This window comes from Herbaspirillum sp. C7C8 (genome assembly GCF_022627875.1).
In the GTDB taxonomy this organism is placed as follows: Bacteria; Pseudomonadota; Gammaproteobacteria; order Burkholderiales; family Burkholderiaceae_D; genus Herbaspirillum.
On sequence record NZ_JABXGG010000004.1, the window covers coordinates 232,835 to 250,830 of the forward strand.

The following is a 17,996-nucleotide window of genomic DNA, read 5'->3' on the forward strand; positions in this document are numbered from 1 at the left end:
GCAAGACGCTGCGCGACCTCAGGATAGTGGACAGTGGACGCTGCAGCCAGAGCGTGAGCTTAGCGGCCCGGTGTTTCCGGAGGATGACAGCGGTGCCGGACGATCACTTGTCGCGCGTGGCCTGCACCAGGCACTTGGAGAGCTTGTCGAAATGCAGCCAGGCGGCCTGACTCAGTTCGACCTGCTTGCGGCGCGGGTCTTCGGTATCGGCCAGCACGATCCAGCCCTTCTCGCGCATCGATTTCAGGCGCGTATGCAGCATCGCCGGCGAGCCCAATTCACTTTGCGCCATCAGGTCGCGTACCGACAGCCGTTGCTGCTCCTGCCCGGCACGGGCGATGAAAGCCAGGATCCGGTCTTCGAGCGGATCCAGCGTGGCCAGTGACGGCAATCCCCGGAGTGCTTCGGCCAGTTGCAGAAATCGCAGGTAGATGTCCGCCGGCCGCTTGTTTTTACCCATGTGACGATGGTGTTGGTTGTTGTATTGCAAGTGCGGTACGACTGGCGGGGTCCCATTTGCCTGCCACATCGTTCCAGAATTGATAGCGAATCATACGCCGGCCCTGCCTGAAAGTGCAATCTTTAAGGTCTTGACCGGCGCCAACTCGTCCACTGCGACCGTTTGCGCGACCATTTGCGCGGCTGGCACGCCACACTGTCGAAAATTGTGGAGGTGCAGCCGGCCAGCTTAATGGGTAACATACGCGCCGTTGCGCATGTCTCCCCCTCCCGTCATGCAAGCCTCCTCCGACCTCCGCCCTGCCCTGCGCACCCACCTGGCCGCCATTGCCGGTACGGCGCTGTGCTATTTCCTGTTCTATTCGATCAATGAATGGCTGTTCCGGCGCACCCAGTTCACCGAGGGCATTGCCTGGATCTACCTGCCTGCCGGGGTACGCCTGATCTGCACGCTGCTCTTTGCCGAGGCCGGCTGCGTGGGCCTGCTGGTGGGCTCGCTGGCCACGGCGGCGACCTACCAGCTGTTCCCGCACGACCTGGTCACGGCGGCAGGCTACTGCCTGATCTCCGCCGCTGCCCCCTACCTGGCCTACCGGCTCACCCTCTCCGGCCTGGACCTGGGCCGCAATCTGGTCAACCTCAATACCACCCGACTGATGGCCTGCATCCTGCTGTATGCACTCTCCAATCCGCTGTTCCAGCTGATCTGGTTCGTCCTGCGCGGGGTCTATCCGGATTTCTGGAGCGGCCTGGTGGTCATGTCCATCGGCGACCTCTCCGGCTCGCTGATCGTGGTCTACCTGTGCAAGCTGCTGCTGTCGCTGCTGCCGCGCAGGCCGCTGCCACGCCGCTGATCACGACTTCCACCGCTGTCGCCGGCAGGCGTCAGCGACATCTTCATGCAGGCGGTGGACCGTCAGCATTGCTTCACACCGCTTAACGCAAACCTGCATGGTGTAATACGCACGACACATTTCCTCGCTACGCTGCGCATCGCTATAAAAACTATAGCGCTACAAATCGTATAACGAAGCTTCGAGGAGTGTGGCATGCGCAGTTGGGACGAACCCAAAAAACGGAAGGCCCGTGTCGAGATCATTCCGATGATCGACGTGATGATGTTCCTGCTGGTCTTCTTCGTGCTGATCAGCCTGAACGTGATTCCGGCACTGGGACTGAAGACCCGGCTGCCCAGCTCGTCTACCGCCCAGGACCTGAAACCGCAGACCAAGGCCGTCATCACCATCGCCAAGGATGAGGTGATCCAGGTCGATGGCGAGAACACCACCCTGGACGCGCTCACCGCCCGCCTGGACAAGCTGCGCGGCGAAGGCGAAAAACTCAACCTCATCATCAACAGCGACCGTGGCGTGGAAGTGCAGCGCCTGGTCGACGTGATGGATACGCTCAAGAAGGGCGGTTTCGATTCCATCTCGATTGCCACCCGCAGGCCATGATGATGAACGTTCCCGTCCTCTTCCGCTTGCGTGAGCCATTGGCCACGCTGCCGTCGCTGCTGGTGCTGGCCGTGCTCATCCTGGCCGGGGTGCAGAAGGCCAGCGAACTCAAGCGCAAGGAAGATCCGCAGCCGGTGCAGATCTCGCTGACCGAATTGCCACCACCGCCCACACCGCCGCAACCCAAGCCGCAAGTGGAGCCGCCGCCCAAACCCGTGGAACCACCCAGGAAACAGGAAGCGCCCAAGCCCGTGTCCAAGCCGGCCCCGGTCAGGCAAGCGCCGGCACCGGTGGAACCGGCGCCGCCGTCGTCGGAAGCGCCCATCCTGCCGGCCGCCAGCGCCCCGGCTACCCCCCCGGTGCAGGCCGCTGCGGTGACACCACCGGCGCCGCCGCCGGTCGATACCGCCAGGATCGAACAGACCTACGTCGGCCTGCTGCGTGCGCATCTCAACAGCATCAAGCGTTATCCGACCGGCCGCGAGGCCAGCACCCTGCGGCCGCAAGGCAAGGTGCGCGTGTGGTTCGTCCTGAAGCGCGATGGCAGCGTGGTCGACAGCGGCATCGAGAGTTCCTCGAACTCCATGCTGCTCGATGACGCGGCCCGCAAGACCATCCACCGCGCCACCTTTGCCCCCTTCCCGCAAGACAGCTACCAGGGCGAGAGCACGCACCGATTCACTGCCGATCTGGAATTCATTCCCGTCTGAGCTGCCCTGCAGAAAGGGGCGGTAGCCGGGCGCAACGATTTCAACATGTAGTCCAACAAACCCAGGGGAACACGACATGCAATGCAAACTTACCCGGCTGTCCTTGCTGATATCCGGGATCTTCATGGCGGGCGCACCGGCCTTCGCCCAGACCACGACCGATGTGGGGACCGTGACCGTACAGGGAGGCGGCAGCGCCAGTGCCGGCACCGCTGCTGCGACCGGCCTGATCCAGGCCGAGGATTCGCCCAAGGCGCGCAGCTCGGTCAACCGTGATTACATCGAGAAGCAATCGCCCACCGGTACGCCCTACCAGATGATCAACCTGCTGCCGGGCGTGAACACCTATGACAACGACGGCACGGGCCTGTTCGGCGGCAACATCCGCGTGCGCGGCTTCAACAGCGACCAGTTGGGCTTCACCATCAACGGCGCACCGGTCAACGACTCCGGCAACTTCGCGGTGTATCCGCAGGAGTACACGGAGCCTGACAACCTGTGCAACGTCTTCGTGACCCAGGGGTCGACCGATACCGAAGCCCCCCACGTGGGCGCCACCGGCGGCAACATCGGCATGACCTTCTGCGCACCGGAAGACCAGCAACGCATCCGCGTGACCAATGCCTTCGGTTCCAACAGCCTCTGGAAGCGCTATGTGCGCTTCGATTCGGGCAAGCTGTTCGATGACAAGTTCAAGTTCTTCATCTCGTACTCCAAGACCACGGCCGACAAGTTCAAGGGACCGGGCGGTGCCATCAAGGATCACGTCGACATTGGCACCAACTTCAACCTGGGCCAGGGCAGCTTCATCAATGCCAACCTGCTCTACAACCGCCAGCTCAACAACAACTACCGCTCGCTGACCAAGGCCCAGATCGCCCAGTTCGGCAGCAATGCCGATTACGGCAGCACCGTGCCGCAGCACCAGCCGGCCGTGGCCGGTACCGCGCAGAACGACACGACCTATGCGCCCAACGTGGCCGCCAACATCGCCGGCAATGGCTACTACGCCTACAACCTCAATCCCTTCGAGAACTGGCTGGGCACCGTCAATGCGCACTTCCAGCTGAGCCCGACCGCCAGCCTCGATATCGATCCCTACTTCTGGTACGGCTTCGGCACCGGCGGCAACCAGCTGCAGACCGTGCGTGAAGGCGGCGTGGCCGGCGCCAGTCAGCTCGGTGGTGGCGTCGCCGACGTCAACGGCGATGGCGACCGTCTCGATACCGTCTATGCCTACGAAGGCAGCCGCACCCGTACCTACCGTCCGGGCGTGACCTTCAAGTTCAACCAGCAGCTGGACAACCATCGCATCCTGGCCGGCTATTGGGTCGAACGCGCGCGCCACCAGCAGACCGGCCCCTTCAGCCGCGTGGACAACAACGGCAACATCGCCGATCTGTGGCAGGACAGCTCCGACCTGTGGCTGCGCAATGCCGATGGCTCCCTGCTCCAGTACCGCGACACCATGACCGTCAGCACGGCCCAGTCGATCTTCCTGCAGGACAGCATCAGCATGATGAACGACAAGCTCAACGTGCAAGTCGGTGGCCGCTATTCCTCCATTGACCGGGACTTCACCAACTACCCCAGCACCGGCTCCACCAGCGGGACCAACAGCTATTCCAGCGCCGCCTTCTACAAGGTCAAGAAGAACTACGCAGACTTCCTGCCCAGCCTGGGCGTACGCTTCCAGCTCGATGAGAAGCAGTCGGTGTTCTTCAACGCCGCCAAGAACTTCAAGGCACCAGGCAACTTCTCCTACTTCGGCCTGCTCTCGGGCGGCACCATCGTCAACGGTCAACTGGTCGGCGCCACCCAGCGCGAGGTGCCGGTGGACAAGGAAACCTCCTGGAACTACGACCTCGGCTATCGCTACAACACCGAGAAGTGGATGGCCTCGGGCTCGCTGTTCTACATCGATTATCACAACCGCATCGCCAGCGCCTACAACCCGGACACCGCCAACAAGACCGACTACAACGTGGGCGACGCCAGCTCGCACGGCCTGGAACTGGAAAGCGGCTATGCCTTCACGCGCAACCTGTCGATGTACGGCTCGCTGTCCTACATCAAGAGCAAGATGAAGCAGGACCTGCGCAACAGCGCGACCCAGTACCTGCCGACCTCGGGCAAGCAATTCCCGGATACGCCGAACTGGCTCTCGGGCCTGTCGCTGCAATACCAGCAGGATGGCTGGTATGTGTTCGGTCAGGCCAAGTACACCGGCCGCCGCTACACCACGCTGGTCAACGACGACACCCTGGGGGGCTACACCCTGTTCAACGCCGGTGCCGGCATGACCTTCGCATCCACCACCTGGTTGAAGAAGCCGACCGTGCGGCTGAACCTCTACAACCTCTTCGACAAGCAGTACCTCAACCTCAATGGCGGCAGCGGCAGCCAGTTCACCACCAATGCCGTGGCGGTCAACGGCATTGCCGGCACCGCCCCGTCGCTCTACATCGGTGCCCCGCGCACCTTCACCATCACCCTGACTGCGGATTTCTGATCGCGGTCTGAACCGGGCGGCCCGCACCAGCAGCACGGGCCGCCCATCAACGCAAGAGAGGCAAGCATGAACATGCAACTACTCCACGAACTGGCTTTCTATCTGATGTATGCCTGCGCGGCACTGGCCATCTTCGTCATCGTCGAACGCGGTCTGTTCTTCGCTTACACCATGCGCCAGGCCACAGGACTGGAACGCGCCATGACCCATGCGGTGCAGCACCTGCAAGAGCTGCCGCCCGAACTGACCACCCGTCCCAGCCTGCCGCTGGCGCTGGTCTCGGACATCCTGGCCGAAAAGCACCATCTGCACACCGAGAAAGACCTGGAAGATTTCAGCGAGTCGGTCTATATCGCCAAGCGCGGCGAAGTGCAGCAGCGCCTGTGGATCCTCGATACCATCGTGACTGCTGCGCCCCTGCTGGGCCTCCTGGGCACCATCCTGGGCATCATCGATACCTTCAAGGCGCTGGCCGTGTCGGGCGTCTCCGATCCGGGCCAGGTGTCGCAGGGCATCGGTACGGCGCTCTATGCGACGGCCCTGGGCATCGGCATCGCCGTGGTCGGCATGTTCTTCTTCAATCTGTTCCAGGAACGCATCGAGCGCATCAACGACCATCTCAAGGTGCTGATGCTGCGCGCCTGCGTCGGCCGTCTGGACCCGCAACCCCAGCACAGCCCGCAACCGCAGGGCAAGCTGCATATCGCCTGAGCGCAACGCTGACATCACCTTCTCCGACACCATGAAACTCGCGCCACGCCGTCTACTGCTTCGTCTCGCTGCCGCCTTCGGGCTGGCCCTCTCGCTCGTCTGCCCGGTCCACGCCGAATTCGCCATCCCCGGCTTCGAACTGGTGCACACGGTCCCCCGCGAGACCACGCTGGCCACGCCGGACCTGCGCGATGCAGCGCTGGTGTGGAAGGAAATGTTCGATAGCGCACAGCGCGAGATCGTCTTTGGCCAGTTCTACGTGGCGGGGCAGGATGGGGAAGCGCTCGACGACATCATGGCGCACCTGGAGGCGGCCGGGCGGCGCGGCGTGAAGATCCGCTTCCTGATGGAAAAGAAGGGCGAGTTCGCCTCGGTCCCGGCCACCATCGAGAAGCTCAAGCGCATCCCCAACCTGGAGTTCCGCCAGATCGATTATTCCCGCATGACCGGCAACGGCATCATCCACGCCAAGTATTTCGTGGTTGATGGTCGCACTGCCTACGTGGGTAGCCAGAACTTCGACTGGCGTTCGTTCTCGCACATCCACGAGACCGGACTGAAGATCACCGACCCGACCGTGGCGGCACAGGTACAGGCGATCTTCGAGATCGACTGGGCGGCACAGGCCGCCATCGCCGCCGGGCAGACTCCGGTGATGACCAACCACAGCGTAGTCGCGGCCGATGTGGCACGCGGCAACTATCTGGTGGCCAGTCCGAACGCCTACAATCCGCCCGGCGTGGGGGATTCGCAAAGTGAACTGGTGCGTCTGATCGGTCAGGCACAACAGGAGATACGCGTGCAGTTGCTGGACTACGCCCCGCTGTCCTACGGACCCAATCACACCCGGCCCTATTACGCCGTGATCGATGATGCCCTGCGCGCCGCAGCCACCCGAGGCGTAAAGATCAAGCTGATGGTCTCCAACTGGAACACCGAGGCACCGGCCATCCGCTATCTGCAGAGCCTGGCGCTGCTGCCCAACGTGGAAATCCGCATCGTCACGCTGCCACAGGCCAAGAGCGGTTTCATTCCCTTCGCACGGGTGATCCATACCAAGGCCATGAGCATCGATGGCAAGATCGCCTGGATCGGCACCAGCAACTGGGCCGGTGGCTACCTGGACAACTCGCGCAATCTCGAAGTGGTGCTGCACGATGCCGCCATGGCACGGCGCGTGGCGGCCCTGCACGAGCAGACCTGGAGTTCGTCCTATGCTCAAGCCATCGATGTGCTGAAGGTTTATCCCAGGCCGGCCAAGGGCAAACCCGCCTCGCAATGATTCGATCCGGAACCGGCATTTGAGACTGATGCCTGTGGCCCCCTGCCTGCTGGTCTACACTGACGAAATGTAGCGTTGTTTCGTCATTGTGTAGCATCGATCAGGAGAACCGGGATGACCAGGCTGGACCAACTCGACGACATCGACCGTCAACTCCTTTCCATCCTCCAGCTCAATGCCCGTGAACCGGTGGCCGAGATTGCACGGCGCCTGGGAGTCGCGCGCACTACCGTAGTAGCCCGTATCGAGCGGCTGGAGCAGACCGGCATCATCGGCGGCTATACCCTCAAGCTCGGACGCGAGGTCGTCGATGCCAGCCTGCAAGCCTACGTGGGCGTGACTGTGCAGCCGCGCGCCGGGCGCGACGTGATTCGCCGCTTCGGCCGCATCCCGGAAGTCCACCAGCTCTGCGCGGTCAGTGGCGAATATGATTACGTGGCCTGGCTGCGCGTCAATACGCCCGAACAGCTGGACAAGATCCTGGACCAGATCGGCGAGATGGAAGGCGTGCTCAAGACCACTACCTCGGTGGTGCTGGCCCGCAAGATTGATCGGGGGGATGCGGCCAGGACGCGCTGAAAAGCACGTCGATTTCGCCGGATTGCATTGGCGTCGCTACATAATGACGAAACTGCACTGCAAAGTGACGAAATCTCCGCTACTTTCTGACGATCTGGCAATGGTTTCCGTCACGGCGGCTACCTAGAATGAATCATCGTATCCATCTTCATTCAGGAGCCCCTCATGCGTACCGTCATCCTCGGCTGCGGCCACATCGGCCAGACCATCGCCCGCCTGCTGGCGCAATGCGGCGAGGGCCGCGACTACCAGGTCACCATCGCCGACCGCGATGCAGCGGCCTTGCAGGCCATCGCGGGCGTGCATGCCGAAAAGGCCGTGCTCGACTCGTCCGACCCGCTGGCCTTGGCGGCACTGCTGCAACGCGCCGACGTGGTCATCAATGCCCTGCCCTATCACATGGCCACGAGCGTGGCCACGGTCGCGCGCCAGACCGGCACCCACTACTTCGACCTGACCGAGGATGTGCAGGCGAGCCGCGCCATCGCAGCTCTGGCCGAGGGTGCTCCCTGCGCCTTCATGCCGCAATGTGGTCTGGCCCCGGGCTTCATCGGGATTGCCGCGCACCATCTGGCCGCCGGCTTTGAAGAAGTGCACGAGATCAAGATGCGCGTCGGTGCGCTGCCGCAGTATCCAACCAATGAATTGAAATACAACCTGACCTGGAGCGTGGACGGTCTCATCAACGAGTACTGCCATCCCTGCGAAGCCTTGCGCGACGGCGAGCGGGTCATGGTCGATCCCCTGGCCGACCTCGAACACTTTTCGCTGGAAGGGGTGGAGTACGAAGCCTTCAATACCTCGGGCGGCCTGGGCAGCCTGTGTGAGACGCTAGCCGGCAAGGTGCGCAATCTCGACTACAAGTCGGTGCGCTACCCCGGCCACCAGCAGCGCATGAAATTCCTGCTGGGCGATCTCGGGCTGCGGCATGATCCGGGCTTGCTCAAGGACATCCTGCGCAAGAGCGTGCCGGCGACCTTGCAGGATGTGGTGCTGGTGTTCATTACCGTCAGCGGCTTGCGGGAAGGCAAGCTGATGCAGGAAGTCTTCACCCGCAAGATCTTCGCGCAGGAGCGCGAGAGCGCCATCCAGTCCAGCACGGCTGCCGGTGTCTGCGCGGCGCTGGACCTGTTCCGTACAGGTCGACTGCCAGCGCGCGGTTTCATCCGCCAGGAACAGATCAGCTTGCCGGAGCTGCTCGGCAACCGCTTCGGCGCGGTGTATGCCTGAACGGACGCTGCACGCCAGCCTGTGGACAGGATGAATTGCCGCACAGGGACCAGGGCCGTGGCCCTGCGCTTGTTGATGCTGAAGATTTAGGCCGGCCTCACTTGCCTCCGGTCACGTCCAGAAAGGTCCCCGTACTGAAGGAAGCTTCCTCGCTGGCCAGCCAGAGAATGGCGCGCGCAACTTCCTCGGGCTGTCCGCCCCGCCCCATGGGGATGGATTCCCTGACCCGGTTGACCCGGTCCGGTTCGCCACCGCTGGCGTGCATGTCGGTGTAGATGTGGCCGGGCCGCACGCAGTTGACGCGGATCCCTTCGCGGGCGACTTCCTTGGCCAGTCCCGTGGTGAAGGTTTCCAGTGCGCCCTTCGAGGCGGCGTAGTCGACATACTCGTTGGGACTGCCCAGGCGGGCCGAGGCCGACGACACGTTGATCACCACCCCGCCCCTGCCCTGGTGCCGATAGGCCATGCGCCTGACCGCCTGCTGCGCGCACAGCATGGGACCGATGGCATTGACCGCGAAGATGCGCTGCATGCGCGCGAAACCCAGGTCTTCCATGCGTGACTGGCGCTCCAGCATGGCCGCATTGTTGACCAGCACATCGATGCGGCCGAAGCGCGCATCGATGGCAGCAAAGAGCTGCGCCACCTGGTCCGGGTCGGCACTGTCGGCCCGCAGCGCCAGCACCCGTGCGCCGCGCTGCGCGATATCGGCCGCCACCGAATCGGCCGCTGGCGCATCGCGCAGATAGCTGAAGGCCACATCGTAGCCGCGTTCGGCGGCCAGCCGCGCGGTGGCGGCTCCCATGCCGCGGCTGCCGCCGGTGATGAGGATGACGGGCTTCGATGACGCATGAGTCATGACGGATCTCCTTGGAGTGAGCAAAACGGCAGGGGAGCAGCGGCGGGAACAGCCACCGGATCAACCGATCAGTACCGTCCCTGCTGCAATGGCGGCACAGGCCAGTACCCGTGGCCAGCTCAGCGTCTCGCCCAGGAACAACCGGCCGATGATGGCGGCAAACAAGACGCTGGTTTCGCGCAGCGCCGAGACTGCGCCCATGGGCGCCAGCGCCATGGCCTGGATGACGATGCCATAGGCCAGCAGCGACACCAGACCGCCTGCGAAGGCGGTGGCAAATGTCGCCGCCGATGCGGGCGGCTGCCACAATGCACGGGGGCCCCGCCAGGCCATGAAGACGGCGGGCATCAGCAAGCCCCATCCCGCGCACATCCATGCGGTATAGGCCATGGGGTTGCCCGCGAGCCGCACACCCAGGCCATCCACCACGCTGTAGGCCGCGATGAAGCAGCCGGTCCCCAGGGCATAGCGCAGGCCGGGCAGTGCCACCCTGCGGCCCCGGAATGCCAGGGCGATGATGCCGCCCGATACCAGCCCGATGCCCAGCAGCGCCTGCGGTCCCGGCGTCTCGCCGGCGAGCAGGGCCGCGCCCAGCGTGACCAGCAGGGGCGAGCTTCCACGCGCGATCGGATAGGTCTGGCCCAGCTCACCGCTGCGGTAACTGCGCACCAGGAACAGGTTGTAGCCCACGTGCAGCAGGGCCGAGAGCACTCCATACGGCCAGCTGGCCGGCAACGGTACCGGCAGCCACGACGTGGCGGCCAGGCTGGCCAGGGCGACGGCCAGGCACATCACGGTCATCGACCAGAGGCGATCGGTGCCGTTGCGCAGCAGCGCATTCCAGCTGGCATGCAGGACGGCGGCAAGGAGGATGAGCAGGACGACAGGCAAGGGCATGCGCCATGGTAAGCAGGAGCGCCGCCAGACAGAAGCGAAGTCTCCTCATCCCGTCATGAACAAATCCTCATGCCTGGTGACGATGCGGTGACCCCGCATCTCAGTAGCGCGCACCGGCGACCTGTGACTGCGCCAGCAGCCAGGCACGGAAACTGGCCACGTGCGGCTGCGTCTCCACGCCCTTGGGGCAGACAAAGTAATAGGCCAGCGGGGAAGGCAAGGCCAGCTCGAACAGCCGCACCAGGCTGCCATTGGCCAGTTCCTGCTCGACATGGCCGCTGCGGGCCAGGGCCACGCCCTGGCCCAGCAGCGCCGCCTCGAGCGTCATGTTGGTATCGGCCAGGCGCACGCTTTCCCGCAAGGCCGAGACACTCACCCCGGCTTGCTGGAACCACAGGTCCCATTTCGGCACCATGTCGGCCCCGGCGCGCGTGAGCAAGGGATAGCGGCGCAGGTCGGCCGGCTTGCGCGGCATGCCCAGGCGCGCCAGCAGGGCCGGGCTGGCCACCGGGAACACCTGCTCGCGGAACAGGAATTCGGAAAACAGGCTGGGATAGTGGCCGGGACCGAAGCGGATCGCCACATCCGGTTCGGACGGCGTGAAGTGGATGGCCGTATCGGTGGTCTCCAACGTCACCAGCAGCTCGGGATGGGCCTGTGCCAGCGCGGGCAGCCGGGGCAGCAACCATTTGAGCGCAAAGGAATAGGTGGTACTGACCTTCAGCGGCTGCCGCCCTTCCTGCGCGCGCAGCTCGGCCAGGGTGGCTTCAAGGCGGGCGAAGAACTCGCGCACCACCGGCGCCAGTGCGGCCCCGGCCGGGGTCAGTGTATTGGACTTGCCGCGCTGGAACAGCGGCATGCCCCACAGCGCTTCGAGGTGGCGCAGCTGGTGGCTGACCGCACTCTGCGTGACATGCAGCTCTTCCGAGGCGGAGGTGAAACTGGGATGGCGGGTGGCGACTTCAAAGGCCCGCAGGGTGGCCGTGGGGGGAAGGTCTCTCATGGGTGCGCTCAGGGATGGACGGCTGGACAGAACAGTCATGAACAAGAGCTCATGATAGCAACAGGCACCGTCTTGCAGTCCGGAAAGCCCCTCGCAAGCGGACGAGAATGCAGCGCAACATCGCGGCTATACATACCGTCTAATTTTAGATAATATGTATCGCATGACCTCCCGCCCCCGCAAAAAGAAACCTGACCGTCCCGACCATGCCCTGCTGCTTTCGCAATTGCAGCAGGTGGCCAAGGGCCTGGGTGAGACCTTCGCCCCCTTCTGCGAAGTGGTGCTGCACGACCTGCGTGACGCGGATCACTCCATCGTCGCCCTGCACAACAACCTGTCCGGCCGCGAGGTAGGAGATGCCACCACCGAACTGGGACTGGCACGCATCGCCGACGAGAGCTATCCGCAGGTCCTGACCAATTACGCCAACACCCTGCCCGACGGACGCCAGGCCAAGAGCACCTCGATCGGCATCAAGGATGCCGACGGCAAATACGTGGCCGCCTTGTGCATGAACATCGATCTGACCCTGTTCGGCGCACTGCAAGGCATGCTGCGCCAGTTCGGCGGCATCGACAACGCAGTGCGCGTGGCCGAGACGCTGGAGCCGGCAGGCGCCGATGCCCTGCGCAGTCGCATCGATGCCTTTGCCGCCCGAATGTCGACCACCCCGCGTAGTCTCAAGGCCGAGGACCGCCGCCAGCTCATGCGTGAGTTGCGGCAGTCCGGCTGCATGGATGTGCGGCGCTCGGCCGAAATCGTGGCCGCGCACCTGGGGGTGTCGCGCGCGACGGTCTACAACGACGAGAAGGAGTGAGGGCTGCGCTCCGCGCCTTCATCGCTTGCCATGCTCAAGGTCCTCATCTTTCCATCCCACTTGAAGGAAACCTCATGATTCCCCTCTCCAGTTCCACCGAATTGCCCAGCTTTGCCGACGTCCTGCTGGCTGCCGAACGCATCAAGCCCTGGGCCCACAAGACGCCCGTACTGCGCTCGCGCACGGCCGATGCGGAGGTTGGCGCGCAACTGTTCTTCAAGTGCGAGAACTTCCAGCGCATGGGCGCCTTCAAGTTCCGTGGCGCCATGAATGCGCTTTCACAATTCGACAGCGAGCAGCGCAAGCATGGCGTGATCACCTTCTCTTCCGGCAACCATGCCCAGGGGACGGCGCTGGCGGCGCAGCTGCTGGGTATTCCGGCGGTAATCGTCATGCCCCAGGACGCGCCTGCGGCGAAGGTGGCTGCCACGCGCGGTTACGGTGCCGAGGTCGTGATGTATGACCGCTATACCGAGGACCGCGAAGCCATCGGTGCGCGCCTGGCGGCCGAACGCAAGATGACGCTGATCCCGCCCTACGACCATCCGCACGTGATGGCCGGTCAGGGAACGGCCACGCTGGAACTGCTGCAGGAAACCGGCCCGCTGGATGCGCTCTTCGTCTGCCTGGGCGGCGGCGGCCTGCTCTCGGGCGCGGCACTGGCGGCGCGGGCGCTGTCGCCCGACTGCAAGATTTATGGCGTCGAGCCGGAAGCGGGCAACGATGGCCAGCAATCGCTGCGCGCAGGCCAGATCGTGCACATCGATACCCCCAAGACCATTGCCGATGGCGCCCAGACGCAGCACCTGGGCAAGTACACCTTCGAGGTCATCCGCGAGCTGGTGGACGACATCCATACGGTCAGCGACGCCGAGCTGGTGTCGGGCCTGCGCTTCTTTGCCGAACGCATGAAGATGGTGGTGGAACCGACCGGCTGCCTGGGCTTTGCCGCGGCCCGCAAGCTGAAGGACCAGCTGCGGGGCAAGCGCGTGGGCGTGATCATCAGCGGGGGCAACATCGACCTGGGCAAGCTGTCGGGGTATTTGTCCTGATGATTGGCCGCATCAGTGACCCCAATCTCGCGCGGGGTCATTTTGACTTACAGTGTTGAGCCTCATCATTGACTTTGCTCCCACCATTCAATCACAAGGACTGGAAACACCATGCCCCATCTCGTTCTGGAATACACCGGCAATCTCGCGCTCGATGTGCAGCCCACCCTGCTCAAGCTCAACCAGGCACTGGTGGCCAGCGGCCACTTTGAAGAGAACGCCATCAAGGCGCGTGCCGTGCGCCTGGACAACTACCTGGTCGGTACCGCTGCCGAGGCCAAGCGTGCCTTCGTCGCACTGCGCCTGGCCATCCTGACCGGCCGCACGCTGGAAGAAAAGAAGACGGTGTCGGACCTGCTGGGTGCGGCGATCCAGAAGGACCAGAGCTGGCCCAAGGATCTCCAGGTGCAGATCACCGTGGAAGTGGTCGACATGCAGCGCGAGACCTATTTCAAGGTCGCCCTGCAATAAGCCGATGGCGTGACCCTGCTGCCCTGGCAGCGGACACCCCAAAACGAAAAGCCGCGCGGTGCAACCGGGCGGCTTTTTTTCGGGTGAAGGACACAGCGCGATGCTGTTCTTGTGATGCCGCGCTGCCTTCTCCCCGGTGCATCACGCGTTCAGGACGCCAGCGCCGTTTCGCGCAGGACCTCGCGGAACTGCACTACGTTGCCTTCCGGATCGAAGCCATCGCAGGCACGGAAATCCGGTCCGTTCCATTCAGCCGCGGCGGGCTTCATGCCACCGCCGAGCTGCTCGGCAGACAGGCGCGTGTGGGCAAGTGAACGCACGGGAAGGAAGAGCTTCACCGGCACGTTCTCGCGCAGCACCGGTGGTGAACAAATCTCCACCTTGGCTGCCGTGGCTTGTGGAATCGCATGAATCACCAGCAGGAAATCCTCGGCCTCGATCACTACCTTCTCGGCCTGGGCCTGCTTGGGAACCACCGCCAGCACCTGCGCATAAAACGCGGCGAGGCGGGCTACATCTTTGGCGAACAGGACTGCGCCTGCTTTGGGCTGGGTCGACATCTCTGCTTTCAAAAACGTTGATCGGATCAAACAAGGAACGGCAGAGTTTATTTACGACCACCGCGCTTGGCAAGCATTAATCGTCTCCCTGTGGCGACGCTGTTGTGTCGCTGTCCGGCGACGCCTTTCTGTCGTCCTTTGCATGAAATATTGCAGAGCAATATAAGAATCCGCTGACACGCGAAAGTGGTGCTGTCCGATGTTCATTTGCCTGCGAAGAAACTATCCTCACTTACCGTCGGCAAGAGACTAATAAAACGTCAATTGTCAGCATGATCAGCCAAGCTGTCTGTATGTGATCGGAATAGCATCGTTTGCAATAGGAACGCGTATAAATTGTAAGCGGATGTTCCCAAGCGGTTTACTTCCGAACTTGATCTGCTACCTTGATGTCGCAGGGCAACATGGTGTGCGGTGAAGAAAAAAGAAAAATATTTCCACTTGCACACTGACTTGCCGCACCGTCCCCCACTGCATAGCGCTGCGCAGACGGTGACCGAACATAACGCACCACAACCCTCACGAGTATCGCGCCATGAACATTCGAGACTTGCACGCTCAGTACACTCCCGAACGCTCCATTTTCAAGCGGTCCCAGGCTACGCATCGCGCGAACCCGCAAGACCCTGCCCAGCGCATCGAGCTGGCGCATACCGACAGCGATGCCGATGCCTGGCTGGAACCGGCCCTGTCCGACTTCATCTCGCTGGCCTCCAGCGTCTGCGGCACCCCCATGGGCATGTTCAGCCAGCTGCACGCCGATATCGGCCTGCAGCATCCTTACCTCTCGGTCAACAATGGCCGCGGTGATGCTCGCAACCAATGGTGGCGCTTCCCCGGTCAGACCGGTGTACTGCGTCATGCCGTCGACTTCTCGCTGTGTGAACTGGCCGCGCGTACGCCGGGCCAGGTTACCGAGGTCAGTGACCTGGCCGGCGATCTGCGCTTTGCCACCAGTGCATTGGCCCGCGGCAATCCGGCGGTGCGATTTTATGCGGGCGTGCCGCTGGTATCGGGCAATGGCGATCTCCTGGGTACGCTGTGCGTGATGGACCGCGCACCGCGCACGCTGACTCCGGCGCAACGCGAAGCTTTCCAGAAGCTGGCACGCCAGCTCGAAGCGCAGATCGACAGCCATCGCGCCATGCAGAAGCTGGAGCAGCAGACGCTGACCGACGCCCTGACCGGCATCGGCAATCGCCGCAGTTTTGATTCACGCCTGCGCGAGGAGTGGACGCGCCATCTGCGCAACGCCCGCCCCTTGACCATGCTGATGGTGGACGTGGATTACTTCAAGCAATACAACGATACCTATGGTCACCCCGCCGGTGATGCGCTGTTGGTACAGCTTGCTCGTGTGTTGCGCTCGCCGCTGCGTGCCAGCGATTTCCTGGCGCGCTACGGTGGCGATGAGTTCTCGCTGATCCTGCCGGATACCGACGAGACCGGCGCATTGCAGGTATCCGAACGCATCAGGCAGGCGGTGGCACGCGTGAGGTGGCCGCATACGGATATCGAAATCAGCCTCGGCGCAGCCACGGTGACGCCGTCGGAGATGTGCGACTTCAGCGCCTTGCTGCATGCGGCTGACCAGGCGATGTATCAGCGCAAGCATGGGCGTAATCCGCGCAATGCGTGATCGATGGCCTTGCGGGGAGGGGTAGGCCCAGGGCGCTTCCCTTGCTGCATGAAGACAAGCGCCGCTGCACATGCAGCGGCGTTTTTGTTTGATGTGCCTTCAGGCAGCGCCGCTATTGGACAGCGACCAGATCAGCACGGCGATGCCCCCCCATCTCATCGACATCGACCTCCTTGTCTCCATCCCCGACGACGAGCGCACTCATCATCCCCAGCTTGAGCAGCTGGTCCGGGTCATACGACGGCACGATGGCGGTGTCGCTCCGGACGCATTCAAACGCATTGCAGTAAATCGGTACGTCCAGCGCAGTCTGATCACCCAGATGGGCGCGCCGGCAACCACTCCTGCATCAGCGCGGCCATCCATGGCGCATCAAGGACCAGGCCATTGCGCGCGTAGAGTGCAAGGCGGCCGCCAGAACGCTATTGTCCTGGCGATGCTCAGTGAGGATCTGCTCGCTGATGTCCAGGACCGAACGGTCACAAAAGACGCGCCAGGTCTGGCGCTGCTCCAGCAGATGCAGTGCGTCGCAGAGCTCGAGCTCGTCCAGGACTGCGCCTGCTTCCGAGTGGACTTGCCGCACGGCGCTGGTCAGGCCGCATACCAATGCCGGGCTCCCTTCGGCATCCCTCACGAAAAAGCCGACGGGAAGTCCTTGCGCGGCGCCGCCGTGGAGGCGCGCTGCACCAGTTGCGGGGTCGCGGTCACGCGCATGACGGGCGAGGGACTGCGCCCTTCGATCAGGGCCAGCAGCAGGTCGATGGACATGCGGGCCGCCTCTTCGGTCGGCACCGCCACGGTGGTCAGCGCAGGACGCGAGACCCGCGCCCACTGGATGTCGGTGATGCCGGTCACGGAGATATCGCGTGGCACGTTCAGACCAAGGTCGGCAATGGCATTCATCGCGCCCAGCGCGGGCAGGTCATTGCTGGCGAAGATGGCGGTCAGTTGCGGCTCCTCGCGCAGCAGCGTCATGGTGGCCTGGTAGCCGGATTCGACCGTGTCGCCGATATAGCGGGTGCGCTGCAGGGTGTGCTTGATGCCTGCGGCGGCACAGGCTTCCACGAAGCCGCGATAGCGCTCGGCATGGATGCCGCTCTTCTTGCTGCCCACCAGCGCACCGATGTGGCGATGGCCCAGCCCCACCAGGTGCTGCGCAGCGATGGCGCCGGCCGCAAAGAAATCCACCGCGATGCAGGGCAGCTCGGGCGGTGCATCGGGTTTTTCCCACATGCAAAGTACGACCGGTGCGCCGCGCTGTTCGGTCTTCTTCAACTCATCCATGGGCAGGTTGGCATTCATGATGAGTACGCCATCGGAGAGCGTGCCGGCGATCTGATCCAGATAAGCGCGACCGGTATCAGGATCGTCGTTGGTATTGCAGACGATCAGGAAACGACCGCGCTCGCGCGCCGCGCGTTCGGCGGCCAGGGCGAATTCCGGATAGAAGGGATTGGCGATGCTGGAGACCACCAGCGCCAGTGTCGGCGCGCGACCTTCGGCCAGCGCACGGGCCGTCAGATGCGGCCGATAGCCGAGCTGGGCAACCGCCTCCAGCACGCGCTGGCGCGTCTGCTCGCCGACCTTGCCGCGCTGGCGCAAGACGTTGGACACAGTGGCCGAGGTAACACCGGCCAGACGGGCAACTTCGGATAAGGTGGTCATGGGTGCATGGAGTTGGAAGCCCTCGCATTCAAACCGCTTATGACGACCTTGTCAACGCGCACGCATCAGCCACGATGCACGCCATGAATGCGC

The 17,996-nt window shown here is 63.4% G+C and carries 19 protein-coding genes; 12 read left to right on the plus strand and 7 right to left on the minus strand.

What is annotated here, in order from left to right:
• Positions 1–103: 103 nt before the first annotated feature.
• The gene (locus HWE01_RS07540) at positions 104–460 is read right to left on the minus strand and encodes a MarR family transcriptional regulator (RefSeq protein ID WP_008334438.1); all 357 of its coding nucleotides are present in this window, start codon (positions 458–460) and stop codon (positions 104–106) included.
• 256 nt (positions 461–716) lie between these two features.
• Between HWE01_RS07540 and HWE01_RS07545 the strand changes: the two genes are divergently transcribed.
• The 8 genes from HWE01_RS07545 to HWE01_RS07580 all read left to right on the plus strand — a co-directional run bounded on the left by HWE01_RS07545 (position 717) and on the right by HWE01_RS07580 (position 8,940).
• A complete protein-coding gene (locus tag HWE01_RS07545; protein WP_241821455.1) occupies positions 717–1,313 on the plus strand; it encodes a hypothetical protein in 597 nt (198 codons plus the stop codon).
• A gap of 195 nt (positions 1,314–1,508) precedes the next feature.
• A complete protein-coding gene (locus tag HWE01_RS07550; RefSeq protein ID WP_241821456.1) occupies positions 1,509–1,916 on the plus strand; it encodes an ExbD/TolR family protein in 408 nt (135 codons plus the stop codon).
• Positions 1,916–2,626: an energy transducer TonB gene (locus HWE01_RS07555; RefSeq protein WP_241821457.1), complete on the plus strand. Its 711-nt coding sequence runs from the start codon at positions 1,916–1,918 to the stop codon at positions 2,624–2,626. Before HWE01_RS07550 ends, HWE01_RS07555 begins: the two co-directional genes overlap by 1 nt.
• A gap of 76 nt (positions 2,627–2,702) precedes the next feature.
• Positions 2,703–5,138, plus strand: coding sequence for a TonB-dependent receptor (locus HWE01_RS07560; protein WP_008334422.1), 2,436 nt, complete (start codon positions 2,703–2,705; stop codon positions 5,136–5,138).
• Positions 5,139–5,204: 66 nt separating this feature from the next.
• Entirely contained in the window at positions 5,205–5,849 is a 645-nt protein-coding gene (locus tag HWE01_RS07565) for a MotA/TolQ/ExbB proton channel family protein (protein ID WP_008334421.1), read from the plus strand.
• A 31-nt stretch (positions 5,850–5,880) separates the two neighbouring features.
• Positions 5,881–7,131 carry a phospholipase D-like domain-containing protein gene (locus tag HWE01_RS07570; RefSeq protein ID WP_241821458.1) on the plus strand — a complete coding sequence of 417 codons (1,251 nt, stop codon included), beginning with the start codon at positions 5,881–5,883 and terminating at the stop codon, positions 7,129–7,131.
• 114 nt (positions 7,132–7,245) lie between these two features.
• Positions 7,246–7,710 carry an Lrp/AsnC family transcriptional regulator gene (locus tag HWE01_RS07575; RefSeq protein ID WP_008334419.1) on the plus strand — a complete coding sequence of 155 codons (465 nt, stop codon included), beginning with the start codon at positions 7,246–7,248 and terminating at the stop codon, positions 7,708–7,710.
• A 165-nt stretch (positions 7,711–7,875) separates the two neighbouring features.
• Complete coding sequence (locus tag HWE01_RS07580; protein ID WP_241821459.1) at positions 7,876–8,940, plus strand: saccharopine dehydrogenase family protein; 1,065 nt, start codon at positions 7,876–7,878, stop codon at positions 8,938–8,940.
• A gap of 97 nt (positions 8,941–9,037) precedes the next feature.
• Here the strand turns inward: HWE01_RS07580 and HWE01_RS07585 are convergent, their stop codons facing one another.
• The 3 genes from HWE01_RS07585 to gcvA all read right to left on the minus strand — a co-directional run bounded on the left by HWE01_RS07585 (position 9,038) and on the right by gcvA (position 11,699).
• A complete protein-coding gene (locus HWE01_RS07585; protein WP_241821460.1) occupies positions 9,038–9,799 on the minus strand; it encodes an SDR family oxidoreductase in 762 nt (253 codons plus the stop codon).
• 60 nt (positions 9,800–9,859) lie between these two features.
• A complete protein-coding gene (locus HWE01_RS07590; protein WP_241821461.1) occupies positions 9,860–10,696 on the minus strand; it encodes a DMT family transporter in 837 nt (278 codons plus the stop codon).
• Between the two features lie 100 nt (positions 10,697–10,796).
• Positions 10,797–11,699, minus strand: coding sequence for a transcriptional regulator GcvA (gene gcvA, locus HWE01_RS07595; RefSeq protein ID WP_034351598.1), 903 nt, complete (start codon positions 11,697–11,699; stop codon positions 10,797–10,799).
• A 154-nt stretch (positions 11,700–11,853) separates the two neighbouring features.
• On the opposite strand from gcvA, the gene HWE01_RS07600 reads away from it, so the two are divergent.
• The 3 genes from HWE01_RS07600 to HWE01_RS07610 all read left to right on the plus strand — a co-directional run bounded on the left by HWE01_RS07600 (position 11,854) and on the right by HWE01_RS07610 (position 14,039).
• On the plus strand, positions 11,854–12,516 hold the full coding sequence (locus tag HWE01_RS07600) for a helix-turn-helix transcriptional regulator (protein WP_241821462.1): 663 nt from the start codon (positions 11,854–11,856) through the stop codon (positions 12,514–12,516).
• A gap of 74 nt (positions 12,517–12,590) precedes the next feature.
• Entirely contained in the window at positions 12,591–13,568 is a 978-nt protein-coding gene (locus tag HWE01_RS07605; RefSeq protein WP_175342960.1) for a threo-3-hydroxy-L-aspartate ammonia-lyase, read from the plus strand.
• Between the two features lie 111 nt (positions 13,569–13,679).
• Complete coding sequence (locus HWE01_RS07610; RefSeq protein ID WP_008334406.1) at positions 13,680–14,039, plus strand: 5-carboxymethyl-2-hydroxymuconate Delta-isomerase; 360 nt, start codon at positions 13,680–13,682, stop codon at positions 14,037–14,039.
• A gap of 149 nt (positions 14,040–14,188) precedes the next feature.
• On the opposite strand, the gene HWE01_RS07615 is transcribed toward HWE01_RS07610, so the two are convergent.
• Positions 14,189–14,599 carry a VOC family protein gene (locus HWE01_RS07615; protein WP_008334403.1) on the minus strand — a complete coding sequence of 137 codons (411 nt, stop codon included), beginning with the start codon at positions 14,597–14,599 and terminating at the stop codon, positions 14,189–14,191.
• Positions 14,600–15,134: 535 nt separating this feature from the next.
• Between HWE01_RS07615 and HWE01_RS07620 the strand changes: the two genes are divergently transcribed.
• A complete protein-coding gene (locus HWE01_RS07620; RefSeq protein WP_241821463.1) occupies positions 15,135–16,238 on the plus strand; it encodes a GGDEF domain-containing protein in 1,104 nt (367 codons plus the stop codon).
• Between the two features lie 349 nt (positions 16,239–16,587).
• Here the strand turns inward: HWE01_RS07620 and HWE01_RS07625 are convergent, their stop codons facing one another.
• Positions 16,588–16,872, minus strand: coding sequence for a contractile injection system protein, VgrG/Pvc8 family (locus HWE01_RS07625; RefSeq protein WP_081486112.1), 285 nt, complete (start codon positions 16,870–16,872; stop codon positions 16,588–16,590).
• A complete protein-coding gene (locus tag HWE01_RS07630) occupies positions 16,869–17,903 on the minus strand; it encodes a LacI family DNA-binding transcriptional regulator (RefSeq protein ID WP_008334391.1) in 1,035 nt (344 codons plus the stop codon). The genes HWE01_RS07625 and HWE01_RS07630 overlap by 4 nt, the downstream gene beginning before the upstream one ends.
• Positions 17,904–17,996: the final 93 nt, after the last annotated feature.

Bases quoted from the DNA above. Each gene is read 5' to 3' on its own strand.
- HWE01_RS07540 (WP_008334438.1), bottom strand. From the start codon at position 460: ATGGGTAAAAACAAGCGGCCGGCGGACATCTACCTGCGATTTCTGCAA.
- HWE01_RS07545 (WP_241821455.1), top strand. From the start codon at position 717: ATGTCTCCCCCTCCCGTCATGCAAGCCTCCTCCGACCTCCGCCCTGCC.
- HWE01_RS07550 (WP_241821456.1), top strand. From the start codon at position 1,509: ATGCGCAGTTGGGACGAACCCAAAAAACGGAAGGCCCGTGTCGAGATC.
- HWE01_RS07555 (WP_241821457.1), top strand. From the start codon at position 1,916: ATGATGAACGTTCCCGTCCTCTTCCGCTTGCGTGAGCCATTGGCCACG.
- HWE01_RS07560 (WP_008334422.1), top strand. From the start codon at position 2,703: ATGCAATGCAAACTTACCCGGCTGTCCTTGCTGATATCCGGGATCTTC.
- HWE01_RS07565 (WP_008334421.1), top strand. From the start codon at position 5,205: ATGAACATGCAACTACTCCACGAACTGGCTTTCTATCTGATGTATGCC.
- HWE01_RS07570 (WP_241821458.1), top strand. From the start codon at position 5,881: ATGAAACTCGCGCCACGCCGTCTACTGCTTCGTCTCGCTGCCGCCTTC.
- HWE01_RS07575 (WP_008334419.1), top strand. From the start codon at position 7,246: ATGACCAGGCTGGACCAACTCGACGACATCGACCGTCAACTCCTTTCC.
- HWE01_RS07580 (WP_241821459.1), top strand. From the start codon at position 7,876: ATGCGTACCGTCATCCTCGGCTGCGGCCACATCGGCCAGACCATCGCC.
- HWE01_RS07585 (WP_241821460.1), bottom strand. From the start codon at position 9,799: ATGACTCATGCGTCATCGAAGCCCGTCATCCTCATCACCGGCGGCAGC.
- HWE01_RS07590 (WP_241821461.1), bottom strand. From the start codon at position 10,696: ATGCCCTTGCCTGTCGTCCTGCTCATCCTCCTTGCCGCCGTCCTGCAT.
- gcvA (WP_034351598.1), bottom strand. From the start codon at position 11,699: ATGAGAGACCTTCCCCCCACGGCCACCCTGCGGGCCTTTGAAGTCGCC.
- HWE01_RS07600 (WP_241821462.1), top strand. From the start codon at position 11,854: ATGTATCGCATGACCTCCCGCCCCCGCAAAAAGAAACCTGACCGTCCC.
- HWE01_RS07605 (WP_175342960.1), top strand. From the start codon at position 12,591: ATGATTCCCCTCTCCAGTTCCACCGAATTGCCCAGCTTTGCCGACGTC.
- HWE01_RS07610 (WP_008334406.1), top strand. From the start codon at position 13,680: ATGCCCCATCTCGTTCTGGAATACACCGGCAATCTCGCGCTCGATGTG.
- HWE01_RS07615 (WP_008334403.1), bottom strand. From the start codon at position 14,599: ATGTCGACCCAGCCCAAAGCAGGCGCAGTCCTGTTCGCCAAAGATGTA.
- HWE01_RS07620 (WP_241821463.1), top strand. From the start codon at position 15,135: ATGAACATTCGAGACTTGCACGCTCAGTACACTCCCGAACGCTCCATT.
- HWE01_RS07630 (WP_008334391.1), bottom strand. From the start codon at position 17,903: ATGACCACCTTATCCGAAGTTGCCCGTCTGGCCGGTGTTACCTCGGCC.